The organism is Exiguobacterium sp. UBA6282 (genome assembly GCF_002440475.1).
Lineage (GTDB): Bacteria > Bacillota > Bacilli > Exiguobacteriales > Exiguobacteriaceae > Exiguobacterium_A.
This window is the reverse complement of record NZ_DJUM01000004.1, coordinates 19,875-44,474: the sequence shown is the minus strand read 5'-3', so window position 1 is coordinate 44,474 and position 24,600 is coordinate 19,875. Positions and strand designations below refer to the sequence as shown.

Sequence of the window (24,600 nt, the reverse complement as noted above, 5' to 3'; positions counted from 1 at the left end):
AGTTCAGAAAAAAACCCCCGAGGAGGGGGTGGTGATTATTTCTTTTCTTTTACACCAGCACGTTTAAGTGCATCAGGTGAAGCTCCAGCAGTGAAGTATGTGTAATCAGTCGATTGACTAGTCAACGTTACTGCATAACTATAAGTTCCATTCTTTTCAGAGACAACAACAAACGAATCTTTGTATTCTTTATCAGAATTCAAAGCATCTTTCATAGAATCAATGTATTTTTTTAGAGAATCTTGTCTAGGTGCTGCTGTACCAGTAGTGACAGCGTCTGCAGGCTCAATATTTACGTTATTATCTTTAATACCTAATTTAACCGTTTCACCAGGCTGAACAGGGTTCGAAGATGTATAAAGTTTTGCTGCTGCAACTAATTGCTTCGCATCCGAAACAACGGCATCTTTACGTGAGTTCTCAATCAAACCACCGATTGCGACGACAGCGATTGCTGCAATGATTCCTAAGATAACGACGACGACGAGTAACTCGATCAACGTCAATCCACGCTCATCGCGCATTTGTTTTGCATCTAACCAGATTTCTTTTAAACGTTCTACCATTTTCTTTATGCCTCCCTAGTACTTTTTCACTGTTCTTGGTTAGTAGGTAATACTATCCAGATGAATACTATTATAGTAGCACCATATTTTTTGTAGAATATGTCTTTTTTTCACATCAGGTAAATGTTTTTACAATTGTCAACTCGCTTGTATATCCGAGTAAATTTTAAACATCGGTACGACGACGGCAATGACGATGACACCAACGATTGCTGCTAAGACAACGATCAAGAGTGGCTCAATAATTGACTTTAAACGGTCTGTCGTCGTCTCGACTTCTGTCTCATAGAAGTTCGCGACTTCCGTCAGCATCGTATCAAGACGTCCTGACTCTTCCCCGATTGCAATCATCTGTGTGACGAGAGGTGGAAAATATTTGTTTTTCTCAAGTGGTTCGTGCATCGGAATGCCACGTGCCATCGCTTCGTTGGCGCCCGCAATCCCTTTCCGGATGATCCGATTCGTTACGATTCGCTCCGTGATGTCGAGTGAGGCTAAAATTGGGACGGAAGCATTAAGCAGGACGGACAGCCCCCGGGTCATCAAGGCGATCTGCGACTTTTGGATCAGAGGACCAAAAACGGGAATAATTAATAAAAAGCGATCGAAAAATAGTCGTTGGCGTTCGTTTTTTAAATTAAAGTACAGTAATCCAATCAATCCAAAAGCAATTAACAACATGACCCACCAGTACGCAACGAAGAAATCTGATACGGCAACGACGAGCTTCNNATCCGATACGGCGACGACGAGCTTCGTGATCAAAGGCAACTCACTACCGAGTTGATCAAAGATCGATGCAAACGTCGGTACGACGTTCATCATCAAGAAGACGACGACCCCCACGGCAACGAGTGAAACGACCGCTGGGTAAATCAATGCGGAGATGACTTTTCGTTTGATTTCATATTGTTTTTCAAGCTGGGTGACGATGTTATCAAGTGCTTCCTCGAGATTCCCACTTGCCTCTCCCGCCATCGCCATACTGACGAAGAATGTATCAAAGACCCGTGGGTGTTTTTCAATCGCTTGCGAAAACTGAATCCCACTCCGTAAGTCATCTTCGACCTCAACGAGCGCCCGTTCGAGTGGTTTCGACTCCGTCTGCTTCCGCAGAATTTCCGTCGCCTTGACGATTGAGACACCGGACCGCACAAGTGTCGCGAACTGACGCGCATACATGACGAGATGTTCAATTTTCGGTTTTGCACTGAGAAACGTAATCTCGGTGTTTAATCCTTTCGACTCTTGCTTTTGAAGCGAAGTCACAGCAATCTGATCCGTCCGCAACCGTTCTGCGGCTTCTCGTTTCGTCAGTGCTGTAATCTTGCCTTTCTTTCGTTTGCCGGCCATCGTCCGACCTTCATAAATGAATACTGCCATGTGTTCACCCCGATATGTACGGTGATGCAGCAGAAGCCGGAATCAATCCCCGACTGACGAGATCCTGCAATGCCATCTGCATCGTCTGCATGCCGTATTGTTTACCCGTCTGCAGGACGGATTGAATCTGATATTCTTTACCGGTCCGAATCAAGTTCGAGACAGCTGGTGTATCGACCATGATTTCGAGGGCTGCGACGCGACCTGTTCCATCCGAACGCGGCATCAAGCGTTGCGAGATGACACCTGCAAGGACGTTCGCCAGTTGAGCTCGAATCTGATCTTGTTGCTCTGACGGGAAAACATCAATGATTCGGCTAACCGTTGAGGCAGCCGTCGACGTATGGACCGTTGCAAAGACGAGGTGACCCGTCTCCGCTGCCGTCACGGCAGTCGCAATCGTCTCAAGGTCCCGCATCTCCCCAAGCAAAATGACATCTGGATCTTGACGGAGCGCTGAACGTAAGCCGGTTGCAAAGCGTGGCGCATCGATCCCGATTTCTCGCTGATCGATTAGGCTTTTATGATGACTATGTAAGTATTCAATCGGATCTTCGAGCGTAATGATTCGTTTATACATCGTCTGATTGATTTCATTAATCATCGCTGCAAGCGTTGTCGATTTTCCAGAACCAGTCGGACCCGTGACGAGAATCAAGCCGTGTGGTTTCGTTAAGAATCGTTTTAAAACAGGAGGCAACGCTAATTGCTCAAGCGTTGGTACCTCAGTCGGAATCGTTCGAAACGCCATTGACAAAGCACCCCGTTGATAAAAGCAGTTGACCCGGTACCGAGCGACACCGGTCACACCGAACGAAAAATCGATATCCCGGTCCTGTTTCAGCTGTTGATACATCTCTTCCGTGATCAATGACTGCACAAATCCATCAATGATGATTGGTTTCATCTTCTCCGTCCCAAAAGGTGTCAACGTCCCGTTGATCCGAAAGACGGGCGGTGATCCCGCCGTCAAGTGAACATCTGACGCTCCTCGTTCTTTTGAGGAGCGTAAAATATCTTCGATTTGTGCCCGTTCCATCGTACTGTTCATTCTGAAATCACCGTCCGTAAAATCTCTTCTGTCGTCGTAATACCGTCCGCGACTTTTGATAGACCATCTGCAAGTAGGAAGCGTTGCCCTTGCTCCTTAACGTACGCTGAGATGTCACTTTCCGTCGATTGATTCATGATCATTCGGCGTAACACTTCATCAATCATGATGACTTCTTGAATCGCAACCCGTCCGCGGTACCCCGTCATGTTACAAGACGAGCAGCCACGTCCACGCATGACCGTCGTCGCTTCGATTCCTTCTTGATCAAATAACTCTTGCTCTCGTGTTGAAATCGGGTGAACTTCGCCACAATCGCGACAGACACGACGAACGAGTCGTTGTGCAATCAATCCACTGATTGAAGCGGCAACAAGGAACGGTTCGACTCCCATGTCAATCAATCGCGTGATCGAGCTAACGGCAGAGTTCGTGTGCAAGGTCGAAAGAACCAAGTGTCCTGTCAGCGAGGCGCGAATCGAAATCTCAGCCGTCTCGATATCTCGAATTTCCCCGACCATGACGACGTTCGGATCCTGACGAAGAATCGAGCGAAGACCACTCGCAAACGTCAACCCAATCTTCGCGTTGACTTGAACTTGGTTGATTCCATCGACTTGATACTCGACCGGATCTTCAACAGTGATGATGTTGCGTGACTCGTCATTCAACTCATTTAACGCGGCATACAATGTCGACGATTTCCCGGACCCAGTCGGACCGGTGATCAAGATAATCCCGTTCGGGCGCTTCAGCATCTCCCGGAACTGTGACTCGTTTCGTGAACTAAAACCGATTTTTGAAATCGAGATGTTCGAGTTGGAGCTGTCAAGAATCCGGATAACGACCTTCTCACCGTAAACAGTCGGCAAGGTCGAGACACGGAAATCATATGGTAATCCGTTAAAGACATATTTAATCCGTCCATCCTGTGGTAAGCGTGACTCGGTGATATCAAGTTCACTCATGACTTTGATCCGGGTCGTCAGAATGCTTTGGATCTGTTTCGGATAATTGTTCTCCGTCCGCAACTCTCCATCAATCCGGATTCGGATCGTCATCGAAGTTTCCTGCGGATCCATATGAATGTCCGATGCACGCTGGGCAATTGCGTTCTCTAGAATTTGATTGACGAGCCGGATGATGGGTGCATCTTCACGCGTTACGACATCACGAGATTGATCCGACTCCATCATGTCATCGGATTCTAGTAGCTCCCGTAACGACGAATCAATGTCATAATACTTCAGGATCGTTCGTCTGATTTCGTCACGTGTCGCGATTCCGACATCAATCGATAAACCGGTCTGCATACGTAAATCATCGATCGCGATTAAATCCATTGGGTCTGCCATGGCAATAAATAAACGGTTTCCTTCCCGATAAACCGGAACGAGCGTGTGCCGCTGTGCCAAGTCTTTTGAAATTAGTTTCGTGACAGCTACGTCAACTGGATAGTTGTATAGCTGGATGATCGGAATCTTCAATTGATGGTGCAGTGCTTCTAATAGTTGTTGTTCCGTCAAGTGCCCGAGTCGAAGCAGTGCATCGCCGAGTTTTTCGGTCGATCGTTTGACCGTCAACGCCTCTTCGACTTGCTGTTCCGTCACAAGGCTTTCTTCGATCAACATTTCCCCTAAACGTTTTCGTTTCATTGCCATTTAACGAGTCATCCTTCCGCGTGCCATGTTTCTTCTTCCTCTAACACATCCGGTTTTTGATGTTTTTCATCAACTACACTTGTCACGACTGCCGTCAACAGACATAAGACGACAATCCCCGTGAGAACGAGTGGGTTCGTGATCCAGTCGAGTTGAACACTGAAATAGATCAACGTCACGATCAAAATCGCCGCAACAGATAAAATCGCTTTCGTCGTCACCGTCGTCACATAAGGAATCGTCACCGCAAACATCAGTCCACAGATGATCGTCGCTAGACCGATAATGATACCGAGTTCAATTGCTATCGTCGTCCAGTTCATCTCTTCTCCTCCTTCTTATCCGACAGGTTCCCCTGTTGTTTCACCTTCTACTGGTGAAGCAGGGTCACCCGTTTCATTACTATCCGGTGTGTCGGGTGTCGTCGGACTTGTCGGAGACGTTGGTGTATCCGGTGTCTCAACTCCGTCCGTCTGCGGTTCATCCGTCATTTGATCGTCTGTCTCATCTGTATTCGTTGAATCATTGGAATCATTCGTATCCGTCGAATCATCAGAGTTCGTGTCGTCTTCCGGTTCAGGTACGACGACAGGTGCTTGTTCTTCTTGACTACTCTTTGTGATGATTGCTGGGATTGCTGCATAGAAATCAAGGGATAATAACTGCTTTTTCTCACCTTGAGTCGTCTTCGTCACGCGATAGACTTCGATTGACTTTCCGTCCTCTCCCGCTTGAGTATCACTTGTCGTTCCTGCCGTAAGCGTTGCAGAATAACGTGTAATCGTCCGGAACGGAATCGATTTTTCGCCTTCAAGGACGGTCGTAACCGTTTCTTTGAACGGCGTGCCTTGCAATTCAAGTGTGACATCACTTCCGTTTTGTGTCGCAACGACACGATAGATCGATGCTTGTGTATTACGAACGGCAAAATCTGTTTTCTCATCAATTTTGACGTCATATCCTAGTGTGATGCCGTCTGGTAATGACGTATGTGGCATCCGTTCGACGATTTCAAATGGAGTCTTTGCGAACAGTTCGTATAACTTACTGCCAACATATGATCCCGCGACCGCATCCATACCGTACGTCTTGACATTCATTAATTGTCCCGGCTTGATCTCCACATTCATCATCGCCGTGATCATCTGTTCTTCAGCGGCAGACCGCGTCGAGAATGATACTGTCGATACGACCTCACCTGCCGGATCGACCGCAGCTTCCGATTGAGCAGGATCAAAGTTCCCTTCCTGTAACGTTTTACTCGTATCAATTAACCATGTCTTAAAAGCAAGGCGTTGCTCATCCGAGTAACTGATTGGCTGTGACGCCAGAAAGTTCTCAAGCGCCGCTTCGTCTACCGCAACCATCAAGTCTCCGCCTTTTTTCAAAGAAGCTTTTTTTACAGAGTCATCAGCGTTGATTTTCACGACTTCTGTTGGAATCGGTGTCGTCTCTTCTCCTGTTCCAGTTGACAGCGGCGTTTTCTTCGTCCACTCCGTAATCGCTTTCTCGACTTTCGATTGTGCTTCCTTTCGATCCATGCCACTGACTGGAACCGATCCAATACGTGCTGTCTCAGAAAATGTCGTAGGTGCCGTTGCTTTACCGGTAAAGGAAATCAAGGCAAACGATGGTACGTAAATCAGGGCTACAAGTACAAGTAATAAGAGTGTATGTATAACAAAACGCTTTGGATTAATCATCATCTGTTTCCTTTCTGTATGAATTTAATCATTTCAGGTGCCTAGTATTTCCATTATAATGAATATTATGATGAAACATAAGTCCTATCCTGACAAATCCTTTCATGATCTGTGAATAGGTGCTGTTTTTGATTTTCTAGAAAAATCATTGAGGACCTTTCATTCTCATCTATCATGAAGTAGAGGTGAATCCATGCATCGCGAGCAAGGCGGTTTTTCGCTAATCGAAGTACTAGTCAGTATCACGATTTTATCTATCATATCGGTATCTCTTATCAGTATTTTTTCTCAGTCACTAGCTGCTTCGCGTGACAGTACAGAGTTGACGTTCGCGAATTATCTGGCAAAAAACGCAACATCTTATATCAAGCGAGAAGCTTTAGAAGCGACACGTGACGAACCATTCGCTTTTAGTTCTCTATCTACACAAGCAGACAAAGCCACTTATCTAAATGGAAACTATGTCATTCCCGAGCCCACGTCTCCTTCTTGTGGACTATCGGCTATATGTACATCAATCTTTACTAATCCTGAAATCAATAATATTGCCTTTGACGTCAAATACAGTGTGACACCTCGGAAAATAGAAGGAGTCGTTAATCCAAATCTTCTTGACTTACATGTATTCGTCTATATAGAAGGTACATCTGAACCGATTACGTCATTGAAAGGATCGATTACGAATGCGACGCTCAATCAAAGTTTTCCGACAACAAAATGATGGATTCTCACTTGTCGAATTGCTTGTTGCGATCGTCATTGCCTCGATCTTTAGTGCGGTCATTTTGACCGTATTCATTTCGGGTACGAAAAGCTTTCGGGCAACTGGGATCATCAGTGAACTACGCAGTGAAGCTGATAGTCGAGTCGGTATCATCTTAAATGAAATCAGTGGATTTGATGCAATTCGGGTCGATGAAGCAAAACAATTATCGTTTTATAAAAGATCACTTCCTGTTTTAAACGCCGATACTGGATTACTTGAACGCGCCAGTGGATTCGAACCTTTTGACGCAACAGAAGAATCATCTTCTTCAGAAGAGAAAGCGAGACCAGTCCGTTATACATTCGCAGAACAAACACTGGACAGTACCGAACTAACGTATGAATCAGCGACACAGTCAATCGACGACCAAACTGATTTACTTCAGACTTTCAAGTTATCGAGTCCGGAGTATCAAACCATTACATCAGGAACGTATCCGGGTCGTTACGTCATTCACGGTATTTTAACGATTACAACTACAATTCAATCGACAGATCAAGAGGAAGTTCAGACCTTCACGAGTACGATTGGATTTTAACTCAGAAAGGAACACGGTATGCGTAAATCCGAACAAGGCTATACATTACTTTTCGTTCTTGTGACTTTAACAGTCCTGTCCGTTCTCGCTGTTGCGACGATCGGTATCAGCTTACAGTCGAATCGCTTAACTGAAATCCGTGAGACAGATATCGATGTCGAGACGACGACACAAAATGATCTTGATTTAGCAGTCGCCTCCCTGCAAAACATCGTCTCTAAGACGACCGGGACTTCACCAACGACTTCTTCTCAAGCATTGTTTGAGAATCTCGATAATTCTATCGTTTTACCCTTAAAATCAATTGTTCCGAACGTGACCGTCAAGTTGAATGAAACCGCATCAAACGTCCGGGTCAAAGCGTTTGATTTAACAGCGACAGTTTCAAAACAAAAAGGCGACCAGCCGACAATAAAAAAAACGTATCGACAACGTGTCTATTTATCTGCCATTCCTAGTTTTTTGTACTATACGTTAGGCTCAGATGATCAAGTCATCTTAAATGGTGCTCCCTTGATCGAAGGTAATATTTTTTCCCGCAACGCCCTGCAAGCAACTGCGACCCCGATATTCAAATACAATAATGAGGATGGTACCTTCACTAATACTAAAGCACTTCCCTACATCGCAGGTCAGGTACGCGTTTTCCAAGAGAAGACTCAGCCATTATTGAAGTGTGGGGATTACCTCGTGTGTGATAAAACGATTTTTGATCCGAAAGGTGCAACGGAGCTAGTATCAACGAAAGAAACATTAGTTCCGTTCGATTTCGACTATGCGTTGAACGATTTTTTGAAATTACCAGTGAATACGCCTTTTACGCAAGTGGCTTCTGCATTAAAAAATTCTTCAATTCCACAATCTATATTAACGGGACCATTTTTAACAGAACTTGATACGAAGCGACAAATGATCAGTCCAGCATTAAACACAGGCAATACTGTGACATTGACAGATGATCTTGTTCAAGAAACACTCGAACCTTTAATCATTAACGGCAACTTAACGATTTCTTCCTTGAATCCATTGACCCAGCCGCTTGAAATCAAGCGTCCTCTCGTTGTTCTTGGCAACTTACTGATTCGAGGAAATGTTGGATTTGCAACGACGATTTATGCTACTGGAACGAGTCGTCTAGATGACGCAAACATTCAAGGTCTGACTTCAACTGCGAAACAAAATACATTGATTTTACTTAGTAAAGGAAATCTTGTCATTAACCGCGTCAATAAATTTTCGACGCCTCAGACGACTACACCTGATTTAAATGCGTTTCTATATAGTGACGACGATCAAAAAAATACGATTTATTCTGTTGGTTCGACGATGAATGTACGTGGAGGAATCTTCACGAAAGGAGAACTCGAAGTCAATGCTTACCGTGGGAAACTGAATTTACCTGAAAATGCGTTCCCTGCAAACGTGACGGAGCTCGAAAAACTGATGGTCGCCAACAAATCACCGGACTTCGAAGCTTCCCGTTTACGCATGGCGTATGATGCGACAGTATTGAAAAATCCTACGGCACTACTTCCACTCAACCGAGCCGTCCAATTGTATGTTGAAACACCAAAACGTATTCAACCATAAGGAGCATGAAAAAGAGTCATTCGTCAGCGACGAACGACTCTTTTTTTGATTAAAATTTCGTTGCTCGGTATTCTTTAGCGAGCTTTTTCACCTTGTTCTTTTCTACCGTTGCACCATTCTGTTGTAACATCACATACAAATCTTTTCGATTTTGTTTAACCGTTTCATAGACTGGTTGCTCTTTCCCACGATTCGGATCAGCTCCTGCTTGCAATAACAGTTTAATCGCTGCATCGTTTTGATCCAGTGTGGCATAAAAGAGTGGTGTATGTCCGAAGTCATCGATCCGATTGATTTCTTTTTTTGAAGCTTTTTTCACGAGAAGCGTATAGACATCAATCGATCGATTCACACTTGTCGCGACATGAAGGACCGACTGACCTTGCGCATTCAGTTGACTGATTTTTGCACCTTGTGCCAACCATTCAGCTACCGTACTACGCGGTGTGAATTGCGCTGCATAAAACCAGTTCGCTTTATTTTGGACGGTCTGTTCGTCAAGGAGAAGCTTCGCCTTGTCAAAGGCGAGTGTTTCTTGGAATCGACGAATGTAATGATTTTTCTCCTTTGTCGATAAAGAGGCATCCTTTAACGCTGTAGCAAGTCGTTCTGGCTTTTCCGAACGTAGTCCTTGTTCAAGTGCTGCGTGTTGATTCGCTTTTATGACGTATACCGCCCCCCCGATTCCAATGATAATTAAAATCAAGAGGACGGCAATGATTCGTTTGCGTTTCATATCTCGCGTCCCCACTTCTTAGTAAACATCTCCATCCAAGTCTGATGTTCCTGATTCAGAACCAATTGTTACCTTAAATGTCGTCGTTAGTGGTGTTTTTTGATTATCTTTCACGACTTCGAGCACCTCTTTATTCTCTTTTAATGCCGTTACCTTGATACGTGCCACACCTGGACGCAACGGTTGCAATGCTTGCCCTGTTGCATCAATTTTGACGTATTCCTTACCTTGAAGGACTTCCAAGCGATAGAATCGCTCCGTCGCCGTCACTGGGAACCAGCGCAGAACCGGTGATTTCTTATCATCTTTCATCGTCATCGCGATATCATCAGCTGTCAGATTGATTGGATTCTCGCGTACCCGTACGAGCGTCTTCGCGACTGTATCCGGGAAATCTGTCAATGTGAGTAACGCTTCGACCGGTCCATTTGGTGTACCGGATTTACCTGTGATCGTATAACCTGACGCCGTCTGTTTCAACTCAATCGCACCACTTACAGTCGAAGTCGTAAATGGTAATAGATAGCTTGGTTTAAACGTCGCTGTCACGTCTTGATTTGATCCGACCCACAGTTCCAGATTATTTGGGGAGACCGATAGTTCCGGTAACTTGACTTGGATCGTGTACTCTTGTGACTGAGCAAGATAAGTTGAGCTTCCGGCTGTTGCAGGTACAACCGCTTTAACCGTGACCATTCCTGGCGTCTTTCCTGTCAGCTCCAACGTATTTTTAGTTAAGCCATTCGTCGTCACACGAGAATCGTTCATTACGATCCATTGAATCGGTGTGTTTCGTCCCGATACCATCGAAGCAATTCCGGACATTGATTTTGTCTCTCCCACATATAATGTATCCGGTATATTTTGAACGGTTAATCCTCCAAATACATCATTGATGACGAGTTCTGAAGTCGCTGTCAACTCTTTTCCGTTTCCGACTGGTACGATGAGTTTAATCTGTGTCGTCCCGACTTTTTTCGGTTTGATGACACCAGCTTCATCAATCGATGCGATTTCCGAATCCACAATCGACCATTTTAATGCGCCATATTGACTGCCTGAAGGATTAATTTCTGGCAAGACTTTATAAGATGGTGTCGTGATATCCATCTTAACGGAGGGAATCTTCACACTTGTCGCAAAGGATGGTGTCAGTGCATAACCAATCGTCGGAAAAGCCTGTGGATCATTTGCGACGGTCGTCGATTTATCTTTCCCATTCTTTTTATCACGATATATATTTTTTATTGATGTCAACGTGTTGTCTTTTTTATCAAGTAAATGAACTCCTGCGGCATCTTTCGCACGTACTTTGACAGTAAACGTCACTTCCGATTGATTCGCGATCCATTCCCCTTTATGAACGCCTTCAATTGCCTCATCATATTCGATGTCCGGAAGATTTCCTTTGATCGTCTGACCGGTAATATTCGTCCCAGTCAGCCCCGTCGCCGATAAGATTTCAAGGTTACTCGGGAATTGTTCGTTGAACAGAATATTTTCCATCGTCACCGAGAACTGACCCATGATGTATCCATTGTTTCCGATGGCATCCTTTTGCATCATCGGAGACATTTTGACGGTATAGGTGATATCGGCTGTTTCCCCTTTTGGAATCGTTGCTGGATCAATCGAACGGGACAGGACGAATGGTGCGGATGCAGCCGGACGCACGACTTGGATGGTCCGTGTCTCAATCGTTTTTGCTCCCCGTTGATCTTCTGCTTCAATTCGGATCGTCACGCTCGTTTTTCCTTTAAGTTTCGATTCAAACGATTGACTTACGAATGAGTTGTTTTTCAACTTATTGTTTTCAAACACTTTCTCATCATCAATATAGATGCGCGTCTTCAACTCACGATCTTGTAGATCGTAGTCGTTTATTTGGTATGAGATTGCTAAAGGCTCATTTTCAAGATAACTTGATTTGTCATATGGTAAAAGACTTTTGATTAAAGGTTTATGATTCGCACCGATAAAGGCACGATACATCGTGTTGGTAAATAGATTCTGCTCCCCTACATTTGTAAAAGAAGAGGTATGTCCAGCACCTGAATATGTGATGTTTCCCTTGGTGTACATATAGTAGTGATTTCGAGCATCTCCTACCGTCCTACCAGTCTCCGTATCTGCTTCTGTTTCCTTGATATTATACCAAGGTATTAAATCCGGTTGTTCTAAATCAAGAGCAAAATATTGATTGTGTGTTTGCGCAATCGAAATCTCATTGTCTAACGCAAAAGGAAATGATGTCATTTGCCCTTCATTTTGTCGAATGGCTTTCGTGGATTTTTTAGGTGCTGCAAACCCCATATTTGTATAGTAGGTTTGACCCGATGCTGTAGCGTAGTCTGCTTCCCAGCGAGTTGGCGCATTTTTTACATTTGATCTAAAGATGGTATCGTGTGTCAACATGAGTCCCTGTCCCGTATTCGTAAATGACTTAACTTTATCAAATGCCAGGTCAGTAAGACTAGCAGTACCATAAGAATCTTGGAATCCGAAAATCAACATATCATATGAAGCATTTAAATCTTTTGAAGTTACTTCACTCGAAAATTTAGCTGAATCTATGACATTTAAATTAAAATTATAAAAATCATTTTTACTTAAATTTTCTCCTTTTAGATTATCTAGAAGAGAACCAGTTCCTCTCGTTCCAAGAACCTGAAGTACCTTTGCTTCAGCTAATTGATCTTTCATTAAAAAACTACCTGTCTTATAGTCTGACAATCCATTGCTTTTATTGATTCGAATCATCCACTGTCGTGGTCCTGTATAACTCGGAACGTCAAATGTATAGGTAAGTTTCCCGTTAGCTGCGGCTGGTAATTCATCAACTTTTTCTGATTCATCGAACTGATCATTACTGTCAAAATCGATATAAAGTGTCGCTGTAGTATCAGTTATCGACTGATCAAGAGTATAACTAAACTCAATTGGTCGATTCGGAACCGCTATCGAACCGATAGACGACAATGTGTTACCTGCTTGTTTTACTGTCACATTCGAGATACGGGGACGCACATTGATTTTTTGCTTCAATGAGTTAATGACATCATTGATATTTTCGTAAGAAACAGTTGCTTGCGTCGACACATAGTTCTTCAAGACCTTTGAGAAATTACTTTGATCATGCGTGAAGATATCTTTATGCAGATACACTGGTAGTCCTTTTCGAACATATGCATTGAGGATTTCATTACTTTTTAGTCGTGTAATATCATTTTCGATTTTACTTGTATTATGATTTCTTTTATCAAACTCAGATAATTTAATCGAATATTTCTCCTGATCATTACTATTGATTGAAGGATCAAAAACGATTGCATCAAACGCTCCATCTAACGGAAAACGTGAGGCGTTAAGTTCCTTGACGGTCATCTTCTTAACATCAAAACGCGCTGAATCAAGTCCGGTCAATAACGAAGTGATTTTGGTTCCCGGATCAATCCGATTCGTCGTTGACCATTCATCACGAATCTCTAAAATCTTAAACTTTTCACCCGTTGCGGCTTTTGAATGTGGCTCCTGTATATACGTAAAACTTGAAAAAATCAGTAAGGTAGCTAAGGCTAGACGGACCCACTGTTTCATCATTTATCGTCTCCTCATCGTATCATTGAAATATGGGACTATACTCCCCCATTTCATTATAACGAGAGAATCAGGATTTTCCCTATTTTGTAAAAACGGAAGCGTAATAATGACGCACTTCACTGATGAAATAAAGTGATCCCGTCACGACGTATGTCCGGTCCATCTCTAATTGATCGAAGAACTCTTCGACCGTCGTTACATTAGCCCCGTCTTGTTTTAACTCATCGAGTGTCCTTGCTCGCGGGAAATCGAATGTCGTCTCGTAAATATCTGGTGTAACATTGCTTAGCTGAGCAAGCATCGCCGACCGGTCTTTGTCACGCAAAATCGAACAGAGCAACGTCACAGGTTTTGATTCTTCCTTTAACCGTTCAACGAGTGCCGTGATGCCTTCCGGATTATGCGCACCATCGAGAATGATTCGTGGTTTGCGTGAGATGGTTTCAAATCGACCTGGATGTTTCGCTTCTCGTAGCCCTTTTCGGATCGCCGCTTTCGACCATCCGAGACGTCGCGCACAAATGACGGCGTTCGCCGCATTATGAACTTGATGATGGCCTTCAAGACCTAAGCGGGTCTCTGGAATCCCGTCGTACGTCGCCCAGGTCCCGGTTTCCTTTAACCGGTAACGGATGATTGCTTCCTGGCTCCATTTCAATGTCGCATTCCGGTCACCGCAATATGCCATCAACGGCACCGTCAGTTCTTCTTGCAGTTTTCCGGCGATGACCGGTGTCCCTTGTTTGATGATGCCGAACTTCTGTAAGGCGATCTCTTGGAGCGTATCTCCGAGAATCGCTTGATGATCGTGACCGATTGACGTGATGATTGCTGCGACCGGCTTTTTGAAGACGTTCGTTGAGTCATACAGTCCACCGAGACCGACCTCATAGATGACGAAATCCGGACGGATCTGATCAAAATAATAGAAAGCAAGTCCCGTCAATGCTTCGAACTCAGTGACTGTACCGAGTGCCGGATCGATGTGCTTTATAGCAGTCTGAACAGCAATTGCAGCTGCAACGAGGTCGTCTTCTGCGATCGGTACCCCATTCAACATGATCCGTTCCTCAAACTGAATGATGTACGGTGACGTGAATGTCCCGATTTGTAATCCTTCCGCAACCCCCATCTCACGCAAGAACGCGACCGTCGATCCTTTTCCGTTCGTTCCGGCGACATGAATCGTCGGAATCGCGTCCGGGTCAATCTGTAATTCCAGTAACATCGCCTGCATCCTTTCAAGACCTGGTTTGACGCCGAATGCTAGTAAGCTCGATAACCAATCCAATACATCTTCTCGCGTCCTCATGCTGTTCGCTCCTTTAAAAAAAGTGGCTCAAGGAGACTTGAGCCACTGCTGTAATTAGTGTGAGAGTTCGTTGATGCGTGCTTCGACAGCTTGACGTTTTTCCGTATAATCAAGTGCTTTCGCTTTTTCTTCATCAATGACATGTGCTGGTGCTTTGCCGACGAAGCCAGGGTTGTTGAGTTTTTTCTCGACCCGTTCGACTTCTTTCGTATACTTAACGAGTTCTTTATTCAAGCGCGCGATTTCTTCCTCGATGTTGATCAAGTCTGCGAGCGGGATGAACAATTCTGCTCCCGTTACGATCGCACTCATCGCTTTTTCTGGCGCTGGCATTTGCTCTTCAATCCGGAGTTCAGACGCGTTCGTGAACTTTTGCAAGTACGAGCTGTTTGACGACAAGTCGTCTTGAACACGTGCGTCATTCGTCGAGATGAATAGTTGGATCTGTTTCGACATCGGTGCGTTCACTTCCGCGCGGATGTTACGAACCGAACGGATGACGTTCTGAACCGCTTCAAATGCTGGAACAGCTTCCGGGAAGTCGAGTGACGCCTCGCGTGTCGGCCATGCGGCACGTGTGATCGTCTCACCTTCATGCGGTAAATGTTGCCAGATTTCTTCCGTGATGAACGGCATGAACGGATGCATCAAGCGCATGATCCGGTCGAGTGTATAGGCAAGAACCGAACGCGTCGTTTGTTTCGCTGCTTCGTCTTCTCCGTTGAGCGGCAACTTCGCCATCTCGATATACCAGTTACAGAAGTCTTCCCAGATGAAGTGATAGAGAATACGTCCTGCTTCACCAAACTCATATTTATCCGATAGACGTGTCACGTCATCAATCGTTGTCTGTAAACGTGTCAGGATCCACTTATCTGCGAGTGATTTTTCGCCTGTCAAATCAATCTGATCAAACGTTAGATCGTCCATGTTCATCAAGGCAAAACGGCTTGCGTTCCATAGTTTGTTCGAGAAGTTCCACGTTGCTTCGATCTTTTCCCAGTAGAAGCGGAGGTCGTTGCCTGGTGTCGATCCAGTCGTTAAGAACCAACGCAGTGAATCAGCACCGTATTTTTCGATGACATCCATCGGATCAATCCCATTTCCGAGGGATTTCGACATCTTGCGTCCTTCCGAATCACGAATCAATCCGTGGATCAAGACGTCTTGGAATGGACGTTGTCCCGTGAATTCATACGATTGGAAGATCATCCGTGATACCCAGAACGCGATGATGTCATACCCTGTAACCAGTGTCGATGTCGGGAAGTATTTCTGATAATCCGCGGCGTCCGTATTCGGCCAACCCATTGTTGAGAACGGCCAAAGGGCTGAAGAGAACCATGTATCGAGAACATCGTTGTCTTGCTCCCAGTTCTCGAGGTCTGCTGGTGCTTCCTTGCCAACGTATACTTCGCCTGTTTCTTTATGGTACCAAGCCGGAATGCGATGTCCCCACCATAGTTGACGGCTGACACACCAGTCACGGATATTTTCCATCCAGCGTACATATGTGTTTTCAAAGCGTTGTGGAACGAAGTTGACCTTGTCTGGTCCTTGTTGTTCCTCGAGTGCTTTTTGCGCGAGTGGTTCCATTTTGACGAACCATTGTAATGAGAGATACGGCTCGACGATTGCATCTGAACGTTCCGAGTGACCAACAGAGTGCAAGTGTGGTTCGATCTTGATTAGAACACCTTCTGCTTTTAAATCTTCAACGATTTGTTTCCGGCATTCGAAACGATCCATGCCTTCGTATTTACCTGCATTCTCGTTCATCGTTCCATCTTCATTCATGACGAGGACACGTGGTAATTCGTGGCGGTTACCGACTTCGAAGTCGTTCGGGTCGTGTGCAGGTGTAATCTTCACGACACCTGTACCGAACTCCATGTCGACATATTCATCCGCAACAATCGGAATCTCGCGACCAACAATTGGTAACGTGATCGTTTTTCCGACGAGGTGAGCGTAACGCTCATCCTTCGGGTTCACGGCAATCGCTGTATCACCAAGCATCGTCTCAGGACGTGTCGTCGCTAGTTCAACATGACCTGAACCGTCCGTCAGTGGATAGCTGAGGTGGTAAAACGCCCCTTCGATATCCTTGTAGATGACTTCGATATCCGAGATCGCTGTTTTCGTCGCTGGGTCCCAGTTAACGATGTATTCGCCACGATAGATCAAGCCTTTTTCGTAAAGTTTAACGAAGACTTCTTGAACTGCTTCCGACAACCCTTCGTCGAGCGTGAAGCGTTCACGCGAGTAATCGAGTCCAAGACCGAGTTTTGCCCATTGTGCACGGATCGTTGACGCATACTCTTCTTTCCATGCCCAAGATTGCTCGAGGAATTTCTCACGACCCATTTCAAGACGTGATTTCCCTTCTGCTCGCAGTTTTTGTTCGACTTTTGCTTGCGTCGCAATACCAGCATGGTCCATTCCCGGTAGATACAGGACGTCGAACCCTTGCATCCGTTTCATCCGCGTCAGCATATCTTGTAATGTTGTGTCCCAAGCGTGACCAAGGTGTAATTTACCTGTGACGTTCGGTGGTGGAATGACGATCGTGTACGGCTCTTTCTCCGGATCTTGATCAGCTTTAAAGTACTCTCCCTTTAACCAAAAGTCGTGCCATTTTTCTTCCGTTGCCTGCGGATCATATTTCGTTGGCATTGATAATTCCTGCATCCTGATCGCTCCCTTTTTGTCCATAATAAAAACGGCTTCTCTCGTCCTATGCTAAGGACGAAAGAAAGCCGTTGCTTTTTTCCGCGGTACCACCTTAGTTCATCCAACATCGGATGCCCTCGAGCCACGTAACGTGTGGAGGACGGATATCGCTCGTAAGACTCACGATACCAGCTCGTGGGGTGACCTTCCTCCTGTTCGTCCGTCACATCTTTCAGCCAAGGATGTGTTCTCTACGCCGGTACGAATACAGGATTACTCTTCCCGTCATCGCTGTTGCCATTTTCTTCTTTATTCATTTTAGCCGAGAGTTCAAGCAATCGTCAAGAACTGCTTAACGATCGAACTCAACTTGGAGTTCCTTGAACGTCAATTCGACGGCTTCAATCGTCTGTTCGATATCTTCGTCCGTATGGGCAATCGAGAGGAAGAGACCTTCGAATTGTGATGGTGGTAAGAAGACACCACGCGCCGCCATCTTTTGATAATACGAACGGAACATCTCAAGGTTCGATGTTTTCGCTTTTTCGAAGTTCGTGACACGTTCATCCGTGAAGAAGACACCAAACATCGCACCCGCACGGTTCGTCGTCAGCGGAATGTTATATTTCGCCGCAGCATTCAGGTAGCCTTCAGACAGACGGCTCGCTTTCCGGTCGAACTCTTCATAGTGCTCGGGTTTCAATTGCGTCAGTGTCGCTAGACCCGCTGCCATCGCAAGTGGGTTCCCGGATAACGTACCTGCTTGATAAATTGGACCTTGTGGTGCGATCTGTTCCATGATGTCACGACGTCCGCCATAAGCACCGACTGGCATTCCGCCGCCGATGACTTTACCGAGACACGTGATATCCGGCGTGACACCGAAGTGTCCTTGCGCACAGTGGAATCCGACACGGAAACCGGTCATGACTTCGTCAAAAATCAATAACGCACCGTTTTCTGATGTGATTTCCCGTAAGCCTTCAAGGAATCCTGGTTCTGGTGGCACGAAGCCCATGTTCCCAGCAGCCGGTTCGACGATGACACCAGCGATATCGTCGCCGTGTTTTTCAAACGCGATCCGGACAGCATCCAAATCGTTGTAAGGAACCGTCAGTGTCATGCTCGCAATTTGCGCTGGAACGCCTGGTGAATCCGGTAGTCCAAGTGTCGCGACACCTGAACCTGCTTTAATCAAGAGTGAGTCCCCATGACCGTGGTAACAGCCTTCGAACTTCAAGATTTTTGTCCGACCTGTATAGCCGCGTGCGAGACGAAGGGCAGCCATCGTCGCTTCTGTACCCGAATTGACCATCCGGACGACTTCGACCGACGGTACACGACTGATGACGACTTCCGCCATCGCTGATTCGATTTCTGTTGGTGTCCCGTAACTCCAGCCACGCGTCGCTTGTTCTTGAATCGCTGATGTGACGATTGGATCGGCATGACCGAGAATCATCGGTCCCCATGACAGGACGTAATCGATATACTCTTTTCCGTCGATATCATAGAGCTTTGATCCTTTCGCATGATCTGCGAAAATTGGTGTCATCCCGACTGATTTATAAGCACGGACTGGGCTGTTGACACCACCCGGCATGAGCGGGAGTGCCCGCTCGAACGCTTCTTTTGATTTTGAGTTCTGGTTAATTAAGCTCATTTCGACCCCTCCAGGTAACGACAAATGTCTTTTGCGAAATAGGTGATAATTAAATCAGCTCCTGCTCGTTTAAAGCCAAGCATCGTCTCAAGGACGATTCGTTCTTCGTCGATCCAGCCGTTCAGGGCTGCAGCTTTGACCATCGCATACTCACCCGATACGTTATACGCAACGATTGGTAGATCAATCCGCTCGCGCACATCACGAATGATGTCCATGAACGCAAGCGCAGGTTTGACGATCATGAAGTCAGCTCCTTGATCGACGTCCGCTGTTGCTTCTCGGAACGCTTCGCGACGGTTTGCTGGGTCCATTTGGTAGCCTTTCCGGTCGCCTTCTCCTGGTGCCGAGTTTGCCGCGTCACGGAATGGACCGTAATAAGCAGATGCATATTTAACGCCATAGCTCATGACCGGAATATGGCTGAAGCCGTTCTCGTCCAACCCTTGACGAATCGCTGCGACGAATCCGTCCATCATTGATGATGGAGCGATGACATCGGCACCCGCCTGAGCTTGTGAGATGGCTGTTTTGACGTGAAGCGGTAATGACGCATCATTATCGACCGTTCCGTCCGCGACGATTCCACAGTGACCTGTCGACGTATATTCACATAAGCATGTGTCGGCAATGACCGTTAGCTGCGGAGCAACTTTTTTGACGAGACGTGTTGCCTCTTGAACGATCCCGTGATCGTGAAACGCACCTGATCCTTGCTCGTCTTTTAAGTGGTCGTGCGGGACACCGAATAAGATGACGGATTCGATTCCGAGTGCGACGACTTCTTCAATCTCAGCCGTCAGATGATCGAGTGATAAGTTGAAGACGCCTGGCATCGAACTGACTTCGCGTTTGATATCTTCGCCTTCAGCAACGAAAATCGGATAAATCAAATCCGATTTATGCAACTGGTTCTCGCGGACGAGTGACCGGAGTGATGCGGTATGACGTAAACGACGGTGACGTGCGTATTCTAATGTGTTCATGCTGATTCCTCCTCAATGATACGATCAATCATGCCGTCCACCGTGAATTCACGGGCGACATGAATCGGTTGAAGTCCGGCTGCTTTTGCTGCTTGCTCCGTGATCGTCCCGATGACGATGAAGGTCGTCTTCAGGTCTAGCGGAGCAATCGCTTCGACAGCGGAAGGACTCTGCAGTCCAATATAGGTGGCATTTCTGATAAGAGCTTCAGGTAGTCGACGGGTGACGGTTTCATAGGTGATGATATCCTCGATCGTATATCGATTCAGTTTTCGTAACTGATCGACCGGTGCTTGCCGCGATCGGTTCCCTCGCGCAAAAACGATATGATCGCCGTCAGACAAGTGTGGTCCCAGTTCCGCGACGAGTGCGTCTCCTGTAAAGGTTGACGGACAAAAGTCGGCTGTTCGACCATACTTCGCAAGTGCATCTGCTGTCTTTCGTCCAACGACCGCGATACGCGTTTCTGCTAATTCAGGCAATGCATCAGCAACCCGGTGGACGCCATTCGGACTCGTCACGATGAGCCAATCAATTCCCTTCGGCAACGTAAACGAAACAGGTCGCGTTTCAATGACCGGATAATGCACTGACTCGATTGCGACGTCACGCAGTCGCGCCATCTGCTCGTTCGTCGGTGGTCGACTTCCCGTGAACAATACCTGCTTACAAGTCATCCGGAAGTGTTGCGAGAATCTCACGACCGCCCGAAGCAAGCAGACGTTCGGCAACGTCTTGACCGAGATGCATCGGGTCAAGACCTGATTCGCGTTCGATTAGAATTTGCTCCCCATCGACGGATCCGATGAATCCGACAAGTGTCGTTGACATGTCTTCGTTAATCGTCGCGAATCCACCAACAGGAACGTGACAGCTACCTTCGATGGCTGCTAGGAAAGCGCGTTCTGCGTATGCCACTTTTTCTGTCATCTGATCATGGATCAGGTGCAGGAGATCACGTACTTCTTGATCATGTTCGCGACATTCGATACCGAGGATTCCTTGACCGACAGCTGGAATCATGTCTTCTGTTGAAAGATATTCCGATACGACATCTTCAGACCAACCCATCCGTTTTAAACCAGCTGCTGCAAGCAGAATCCCGTCAAACGGACCATTTTTTAATTTATCAAGTCGTGTATCGATGTTCCCGCGAATCGATTCGATTTTTAAATCAGGGCGGAGTTTTAGCAATTGTGATCCACGACGTAAGCTGCTCGTGCCGACAACCGCACCTTCTGGCAAGGAAGCAAGACCTTCTCCTGTTTTCGTGATCAAGGCATCACGCGCATCGACACGTGCCGGTGTGGCACCGATGATGAGACCATCCGGTAGTTCAGACGGTAAATCCTTCATGCTGTGAACAGCAAAATCGATTTCTTCGTCAATCATCTGCTGTTCGATCTCTTTTACGAATAACCCTTTACCACCGACTTTTGAGAGCGTCACATCCAAAATGCGGTCTCCTTTTGTGATGATGTTCTTGATTTCGAACTCATACGGCGCGCCGGCTTGTTTCAACTGGTCAATGACCCATTTCGTCTGTGTCATCGCTAGCTTCGAGCTTCGCGATCCAACAATGATTTTTCGCATGCTAAAATCCCCCTGTACAATGATAAAGGGGCGGCACAAGTCCGCCCCATGCATTTTCTATTGTAACACAAATCGTACTTTGTTCACCGGTTCACAGCTTTTGCTGAAGGTGTCGTCTCTTCTGACGTCACGATTTCATCTTCGAGCCCATCAAACAAGTCTTCGTTTAATGCGAACGTATCCATGAACTGCGCAATCCGCTCATCAGCATCCGGTTTCGCTGCCGCATCTTTGATGTAAGATAGCGGTTCACGCAACAATTGATTGATGATGGATTTCATGTGTTTACCAATGACGGTTTTTTCACGTTTTGACATCTCCGGTAATTTCCGTTCCAAGCTTTGCATTGTCTCTTGTTGAATCCGCAATGCTTGGTCTCGTAATTCCGTGATGATCGGCACGACACCAAGTGTCGTCATCCACCCTTCGAACTCAGCGATTGCCGCTTCGATTCGTTGTTCGATTTTCGCCGCTTCCTTCATCCGTTCCGCCATGTTTTGCTGGACGATCGATGTCAGATCATCGACATCATATAAATGAACGCCTGGCAAGTCACCAACGGTCGGTTCGATGTCGCGCGGTACTGCGATGTCAATCAACAAGAATGGACGATCGTGACGGAACAGCTGTGCTGCTGCGATGTCTTCCCGTTTGATGATGGCACGTTTTGCACCTGTTGAAGAGATGACGATGTCTGCCCGAAGCAAACCGCACTGCATTTCATTAATCGAATGCGCTGATCCTTCGAACCGATTCGCGACCTCTTCTGCTTTGGCGAGCGTCCGGTTAAAGACCGTGATGTCACGAGCTCCTGCTTCATATAAGTTGAGCGTCGTCAATTCGCCAGTTTCTCCCGCACCGATGACGACAATCGATTTATCTTCAAGCGATCCGAGTAACTGTTCGGCAAGCGTGACGGCAGCAGCACTGACAGAAACGGCATTTTCACCGATTCCAGTTTCTGCGTGAGCCCGTTTGGCGAGCGTGACCGCTTCTTTGAAGAGTTTGTTAAAGACCGTTCCTGTCGTTTCAAGCTTCTGTGCCATGAAGAAGCTTGTCTTGACCTGACCAAGTATTTGCGTTTCACCGACGATCATTGAATCAAGACCACTTGTCACGCGGAACAGATGTTTCATCGCATCGAATCCTTCATGGATGAAGAGATACGGCTCGAGCTCTTCCATCGTCAAACCAAACCAGTTTGCAAGGAAACGTTTTGTATAATACCGTCCTGTATGTGGCTGATCCGTCACGACGTACAGTTCCGTCCGGTTACATGTCGAGACGATGACACTTTCAAAGATACTTTTTTCATCGCGCAATGCGACGACCGCTCCCTTCATCTCATGCTCCCCAAATGAGACTTGTTCGCGTATTGATACAGGCGCTGTTTTGTTATTCAAGCCGACCACTACGATATGCATGCGCTCTACCCCTTACGTCCAAAGATTTCGTTCCGATCTATCTTTTCGTTCTCTATCCTACATTATAACCATTATAAAAAAGATTCCAATCAATTTATAAACTAAAATGAGTCGAAGTTGTGAAATCTTCTTCATTTTTTCTCTTCTTCTACCTTATCCCTCTCCCGTAAAAATCACAAACCCTCTGCTCCTAAAAAGAGCAGAGGGTTACACTTTACTTCAACGATTCAGGTGATACCGTCACGTCCGGTACGTCGAGACGTTGCTGACGTAAACGATAAATCCGAGCGATGTTCTGAATGACGACTTTTGAGACCGCATAGGTCGGAACTGCCAAGATGACACCGATGATGCCACCGATTTTCCCGGCAACGAGCAAAACGATGATGATCGTCAAGGGATGGACCTTGAGTGTTTTTCCTTGAACGTAAGGAGAAATCAAGTTCGATTCGATTTGTTGCGCGACGACGATCGTGATGATCGCATAGACCGCTTTGATCGGATCATCAATGAATCCGACAATGACTGCCGGGACGGCACCGATGTAAGGTCCAAGATACGGGATGATGTTCGTCACCGTACAGAATAAAGCAAGTAATAACGCATATTGAATGTCAGCAATGAAAAAGCCGATCAAGGACATCACACCGACGCAGATTGAGACGATGACCTGTCCGTTGACGTAATGCTTCACTGTCACGTGCATGTCGTGCAGAATTTTACGCGTTTCCGTTTCGTAGCTACGCGGTAACAATTTCACGACGGAGTCAGGGAATTTATACCCGTCAAGCAACATATACACTAAGATGAACGGCACTAAGACGATGATTAAGACCGTCGAAGAGATGACACCGAAAATCGTTCCAACGGACGTTGAGACGGACTTGAAGACGGTACCGACATACGATGTTGCTTCATTCGTCCNNAAATCTGTATTCTCATGTACCCAGGTCGAGATAAAACGATTGTCCATCAGCTGATCGCGTAAATTTAACGTTTGATCACGCAATTCGATGACGAGCGTCGGAATGCTCGTTGCAAAATCGGTCACCTGCTCAACTAAGATCGGTCCGATTGAAGCGACGGCGATCGTCAGGATCGTGATGAAACCAAGTAAAACGATCAACACGGCAAGACCACGTTTCTTGACTCGTTTTTGCAACGCATCTACGATCCCAAGCGTGAAGTAATAGAAAATACCCGCAATAATGAGCGGTGGGAAGATCAATGCCAGCATGACTTTTATCGGCTGGAATAAAAATGAGATCTTTGTACCGACCCAGATGACAAGAAAAATCACTAATACCCAAATTAATGCTTTAAACCATTTGTTTCGTAACAAATCCACCTAGCAT

19 protein-coding genes and 1 other annotated feature are annotated in these 24,600 nt (G+C 46.1%); of the genes, 3 read left to right on the top strand and 16 right to left on the bottom strand.

Annotated elements, in window-relative coordinates; translation table 11 throughout:
• Window positions 1-35: 35 nt before the first annotated feature.
• The 6 genes from B2751_RS00600 to B2751_RS00575 form a co-directional block, all read right to left on the bottom strand.
• Complete coding sequence (locus B2751_RS00600) at window positions 36-566, bottom strand: type II secretion system protein (RefSeq protein ID WP_290772067.1); 531 nt, start codon at window positions 564-566, stop codon at window positions 36-38.
• 138 nt (window positions 567-704) lie between these two features.
• Complete coding sequence (locus B2751_RS00595) at window positions 705-1,748, bottom strand: type II secretion system F family protein (RefSeq protein WP_422653593.1); 1,044 nt, start codon at window positions 1,746-1,748, stop codon at window positions 705-707.
• 205 nt (window positions 1,749-1,953) lie between these two features.
• Entirely contained in the window at window positions 1,954-3,000 is a 1,047-nt protein-coding gene (locus B2751_RS00590; RefSeq protein WP_035406460.1) for a type IV pilus twitching motility protein PilT, read from the bottom strand.
• Window positions 2,997-4,661, bottom strand: a complete 1,665-nt coding sequence (locus tag B2751_RS00585; RefSeq protein ID WP_290751838.1) for a GspE/PulE family protein — start codon at window positions 4,659-4,661, stop codon at window positions 2,997-2,999. The genes B2751_RS00590 and B2751_RS00585 overlap by 4 nt, the downstream gene beginning before the upstream one ends.
• 8 nt (window positions 4,662-4,669) lie before the next feature.
• Window positions 4,670-4,984, bottom strand: coding sequence for a hypothetical protein (locus B2751_RS00580; RefSeq protein ID WP_290772059.1), 315 nt, complete (start codon window positions 4,982-4,984; stop codon window positions 4,670-4,672).
• Window positions 4,985-4,999: 15 nt separating this feature from the next.
• A complete protein-coding gene (locus B2751_RS00575; RefSeq protein WP_290772056.1) occupies window positions 5,000-6,364 on the bottom strand; it encodes a G5 domain-containing protein in 1,365 nt (454 codons plus the stop codon).
• Between the two features lie 193 nt (window positions 6,365-6,557).
• Here B2751_RS00575 and B2751_RS00570 point away from each other — a divergent pair, with 193 nt between their 5' ends.
• From B2751_RS00570 to B2751_RS00560, 3 genes are read left to right on the top strand one after another with little or no spacing between them, the layout of a single operon-like run.
• On the top strand, window positions 6,558-7,085 hold the full coding sequence (locus B2751_RS00570; protein WP_035406451.1) for a prepilin-type N-terminal cleavage/methylation domain-containing protein: 528 nt from the start codon (window positions 6,558-6,560) through the stop codon (window positions 7,083-7,085).
• Window positions 7,048-7,668, top strand: coding sequence for a type II secretion system protein (locus B2751_RS00565; RefSeq protein WP_290772053.1), 621 nt, complete (start codon window positions 7,048-7,050; stop codon window positions 7,666-7,668). The genes B2751_RS00570 and B2751_RS00565 overlap by 38 nt, the downstream gene beginning before the upstream one ends.
• An 18-nt stretch (window positions 7,669-7,686) precedes the next feature.
• Window positions 7,687-9,258, top strand: coding sequence for a type IV pilus modification PilV family protein (locus B2751_RS00560; protein WP_290772050.1), 1,572 nt, complete (start codon window positions 7,687-7,689; stop codon window positions 9,256-9,258).
• 49 nt (window positions 9,259-9,307) lie between these two features.
• Here the strand turns inward: B2751_RS00560 and B2751_RS00555 are convergent, their stop codons facing one another.
• The 10 genes from B2751_RS00555 to B2751_RS00510 all read right to left on the bottom strand — a co-directional run bounded on the left by B2751_RS00555 (window position 9,308) and on the right by B2751_RS00510 (window position 24,545).
• Window positions 9,308-9,994 (bottom strand): ankyrin repeat domain-containing protein, encoded by a 687-nt coding sequence (locus B2751_RS00555; RefSeq protein WP_290772047.1) that lies wholly within the window; start codon window positions 9,992-9,994, stop codon window positions 9,308-9,310.
• 18 nt (window positions 9,995-10,012) lie between these two features.
• Window positions 10,013-13,594, bottom strand: a complete 3,582-nt coding sequence (locus B2751_RS00550; protein WP_290772044.1) for a DUF5057 domain-containing protein — start codon at window positions 13,592-13,594, stop codon at window positions 10,013-10,015.
• A 79-nt stretch (window positions 13,595-13,673) separates the two neighbouring features.
• Entirely contained in the window at window positions 13,674-14,906 is a 1,233-nt protein-coding gene (locus B2751_RS00545) for a bifunctional folylpolyglutamate synthase/dihydrofolate synthase (protein WP_290772041.1), read from the bottom strand.
• A gap of 54 nt (window positions 14,907-14,960) precedes the next feature.
• A complete protein-coding gene (locus B2751_RS00540) occupies window positions 14,961-17,597 on the bottom strand; it encodes a valine--tRNA ligase (RefSeq protein ID WP_396210583.1) in 2,637 nt (878 codons plus the stop codon).
• A gap of 50 nt (window positions 17,598-17,647) precedes the next feature.
• Window positions 17,648-17,877 (bottom strand) — a binding site (T-box leader).
• A gap of 54 nt (window positions 17,878-17,931) precedes the next feature.
• A complete protein-coding gene (hemL, locus tag B2751_RS00535; protein WP_056062584.1) occupies window positions 17,932-19,242 on the bottom strand; it encodes a glutamate-1-semialdehyde 2,1-aminomutase in 1,311 nt (436 codons plus the stop codon).
• On the bottom strand, window positions 19,239-20,228 hold the full coding sequence (gene hemB / locus B2751_RS00530) for a porphobilinogen synthase (protein ID WP_035406433.1): 990 nt from the start codon (window positions 20,226-20,228) through the stop codon (window positions 19,239-19,241). Before hemB ends, hemL begins: the two co-directional genes overlap by 4 nt.
• Window positions 20,225-20,905, bottom strand: a complete 681-nt coding sequence (locus tag B2751_RS00525; RefSeq protein ID WP_290772038.1) for a uroporphyrinogen-III synthase — start codon at window positions 20,903-20,905, stop codon at window positions 20,225-20,227. The genes hemB and B2751_RS00525 overlap by 4 nt, the downstream gene beginning before the upstream one ends.
• Window positions 20,895-21,821: a hydroxymethylbilane synthase gene (gene hemC, locus B2751_RS00520; RefSeq protein WP_056062591.1), complete on the bottom strand. Its 927-nt coding sequence runs from the start codon at window positions 21,819-21,821 to the stop codon at window positions 20,895-20,897. Before hemC ends, B2751_RS00525 begins: the two co-directional genes overlap by 11 nt.
• Before the next feature lie 83 nt (window positions 21,822-21,904).
• Window positions 21,905-23,245 (bottom strand): glutamyl-tRNA reductase, encoded by a 1,341-nt coding sequence (gene hemA / locus B2751_RS00515; protein WP_035406423.1) that lies wholly within the window; start codon window positions 23,243-23,245, stop codon window positions 21,905-21,907.
• Window positions 23,246-23,459: 214 nt separating this feature from the next.
• Entirely contained in the window at window positions 23,460-24,545 is a 1,086-nt protein-coding gene (locus B2751_RS00510; protein ID WP_422653592.1) for an AI-2E family transporter, read from the bottom strand.
• Window positions 24,546-24,600: the final 55 nt, after the last annotated feature.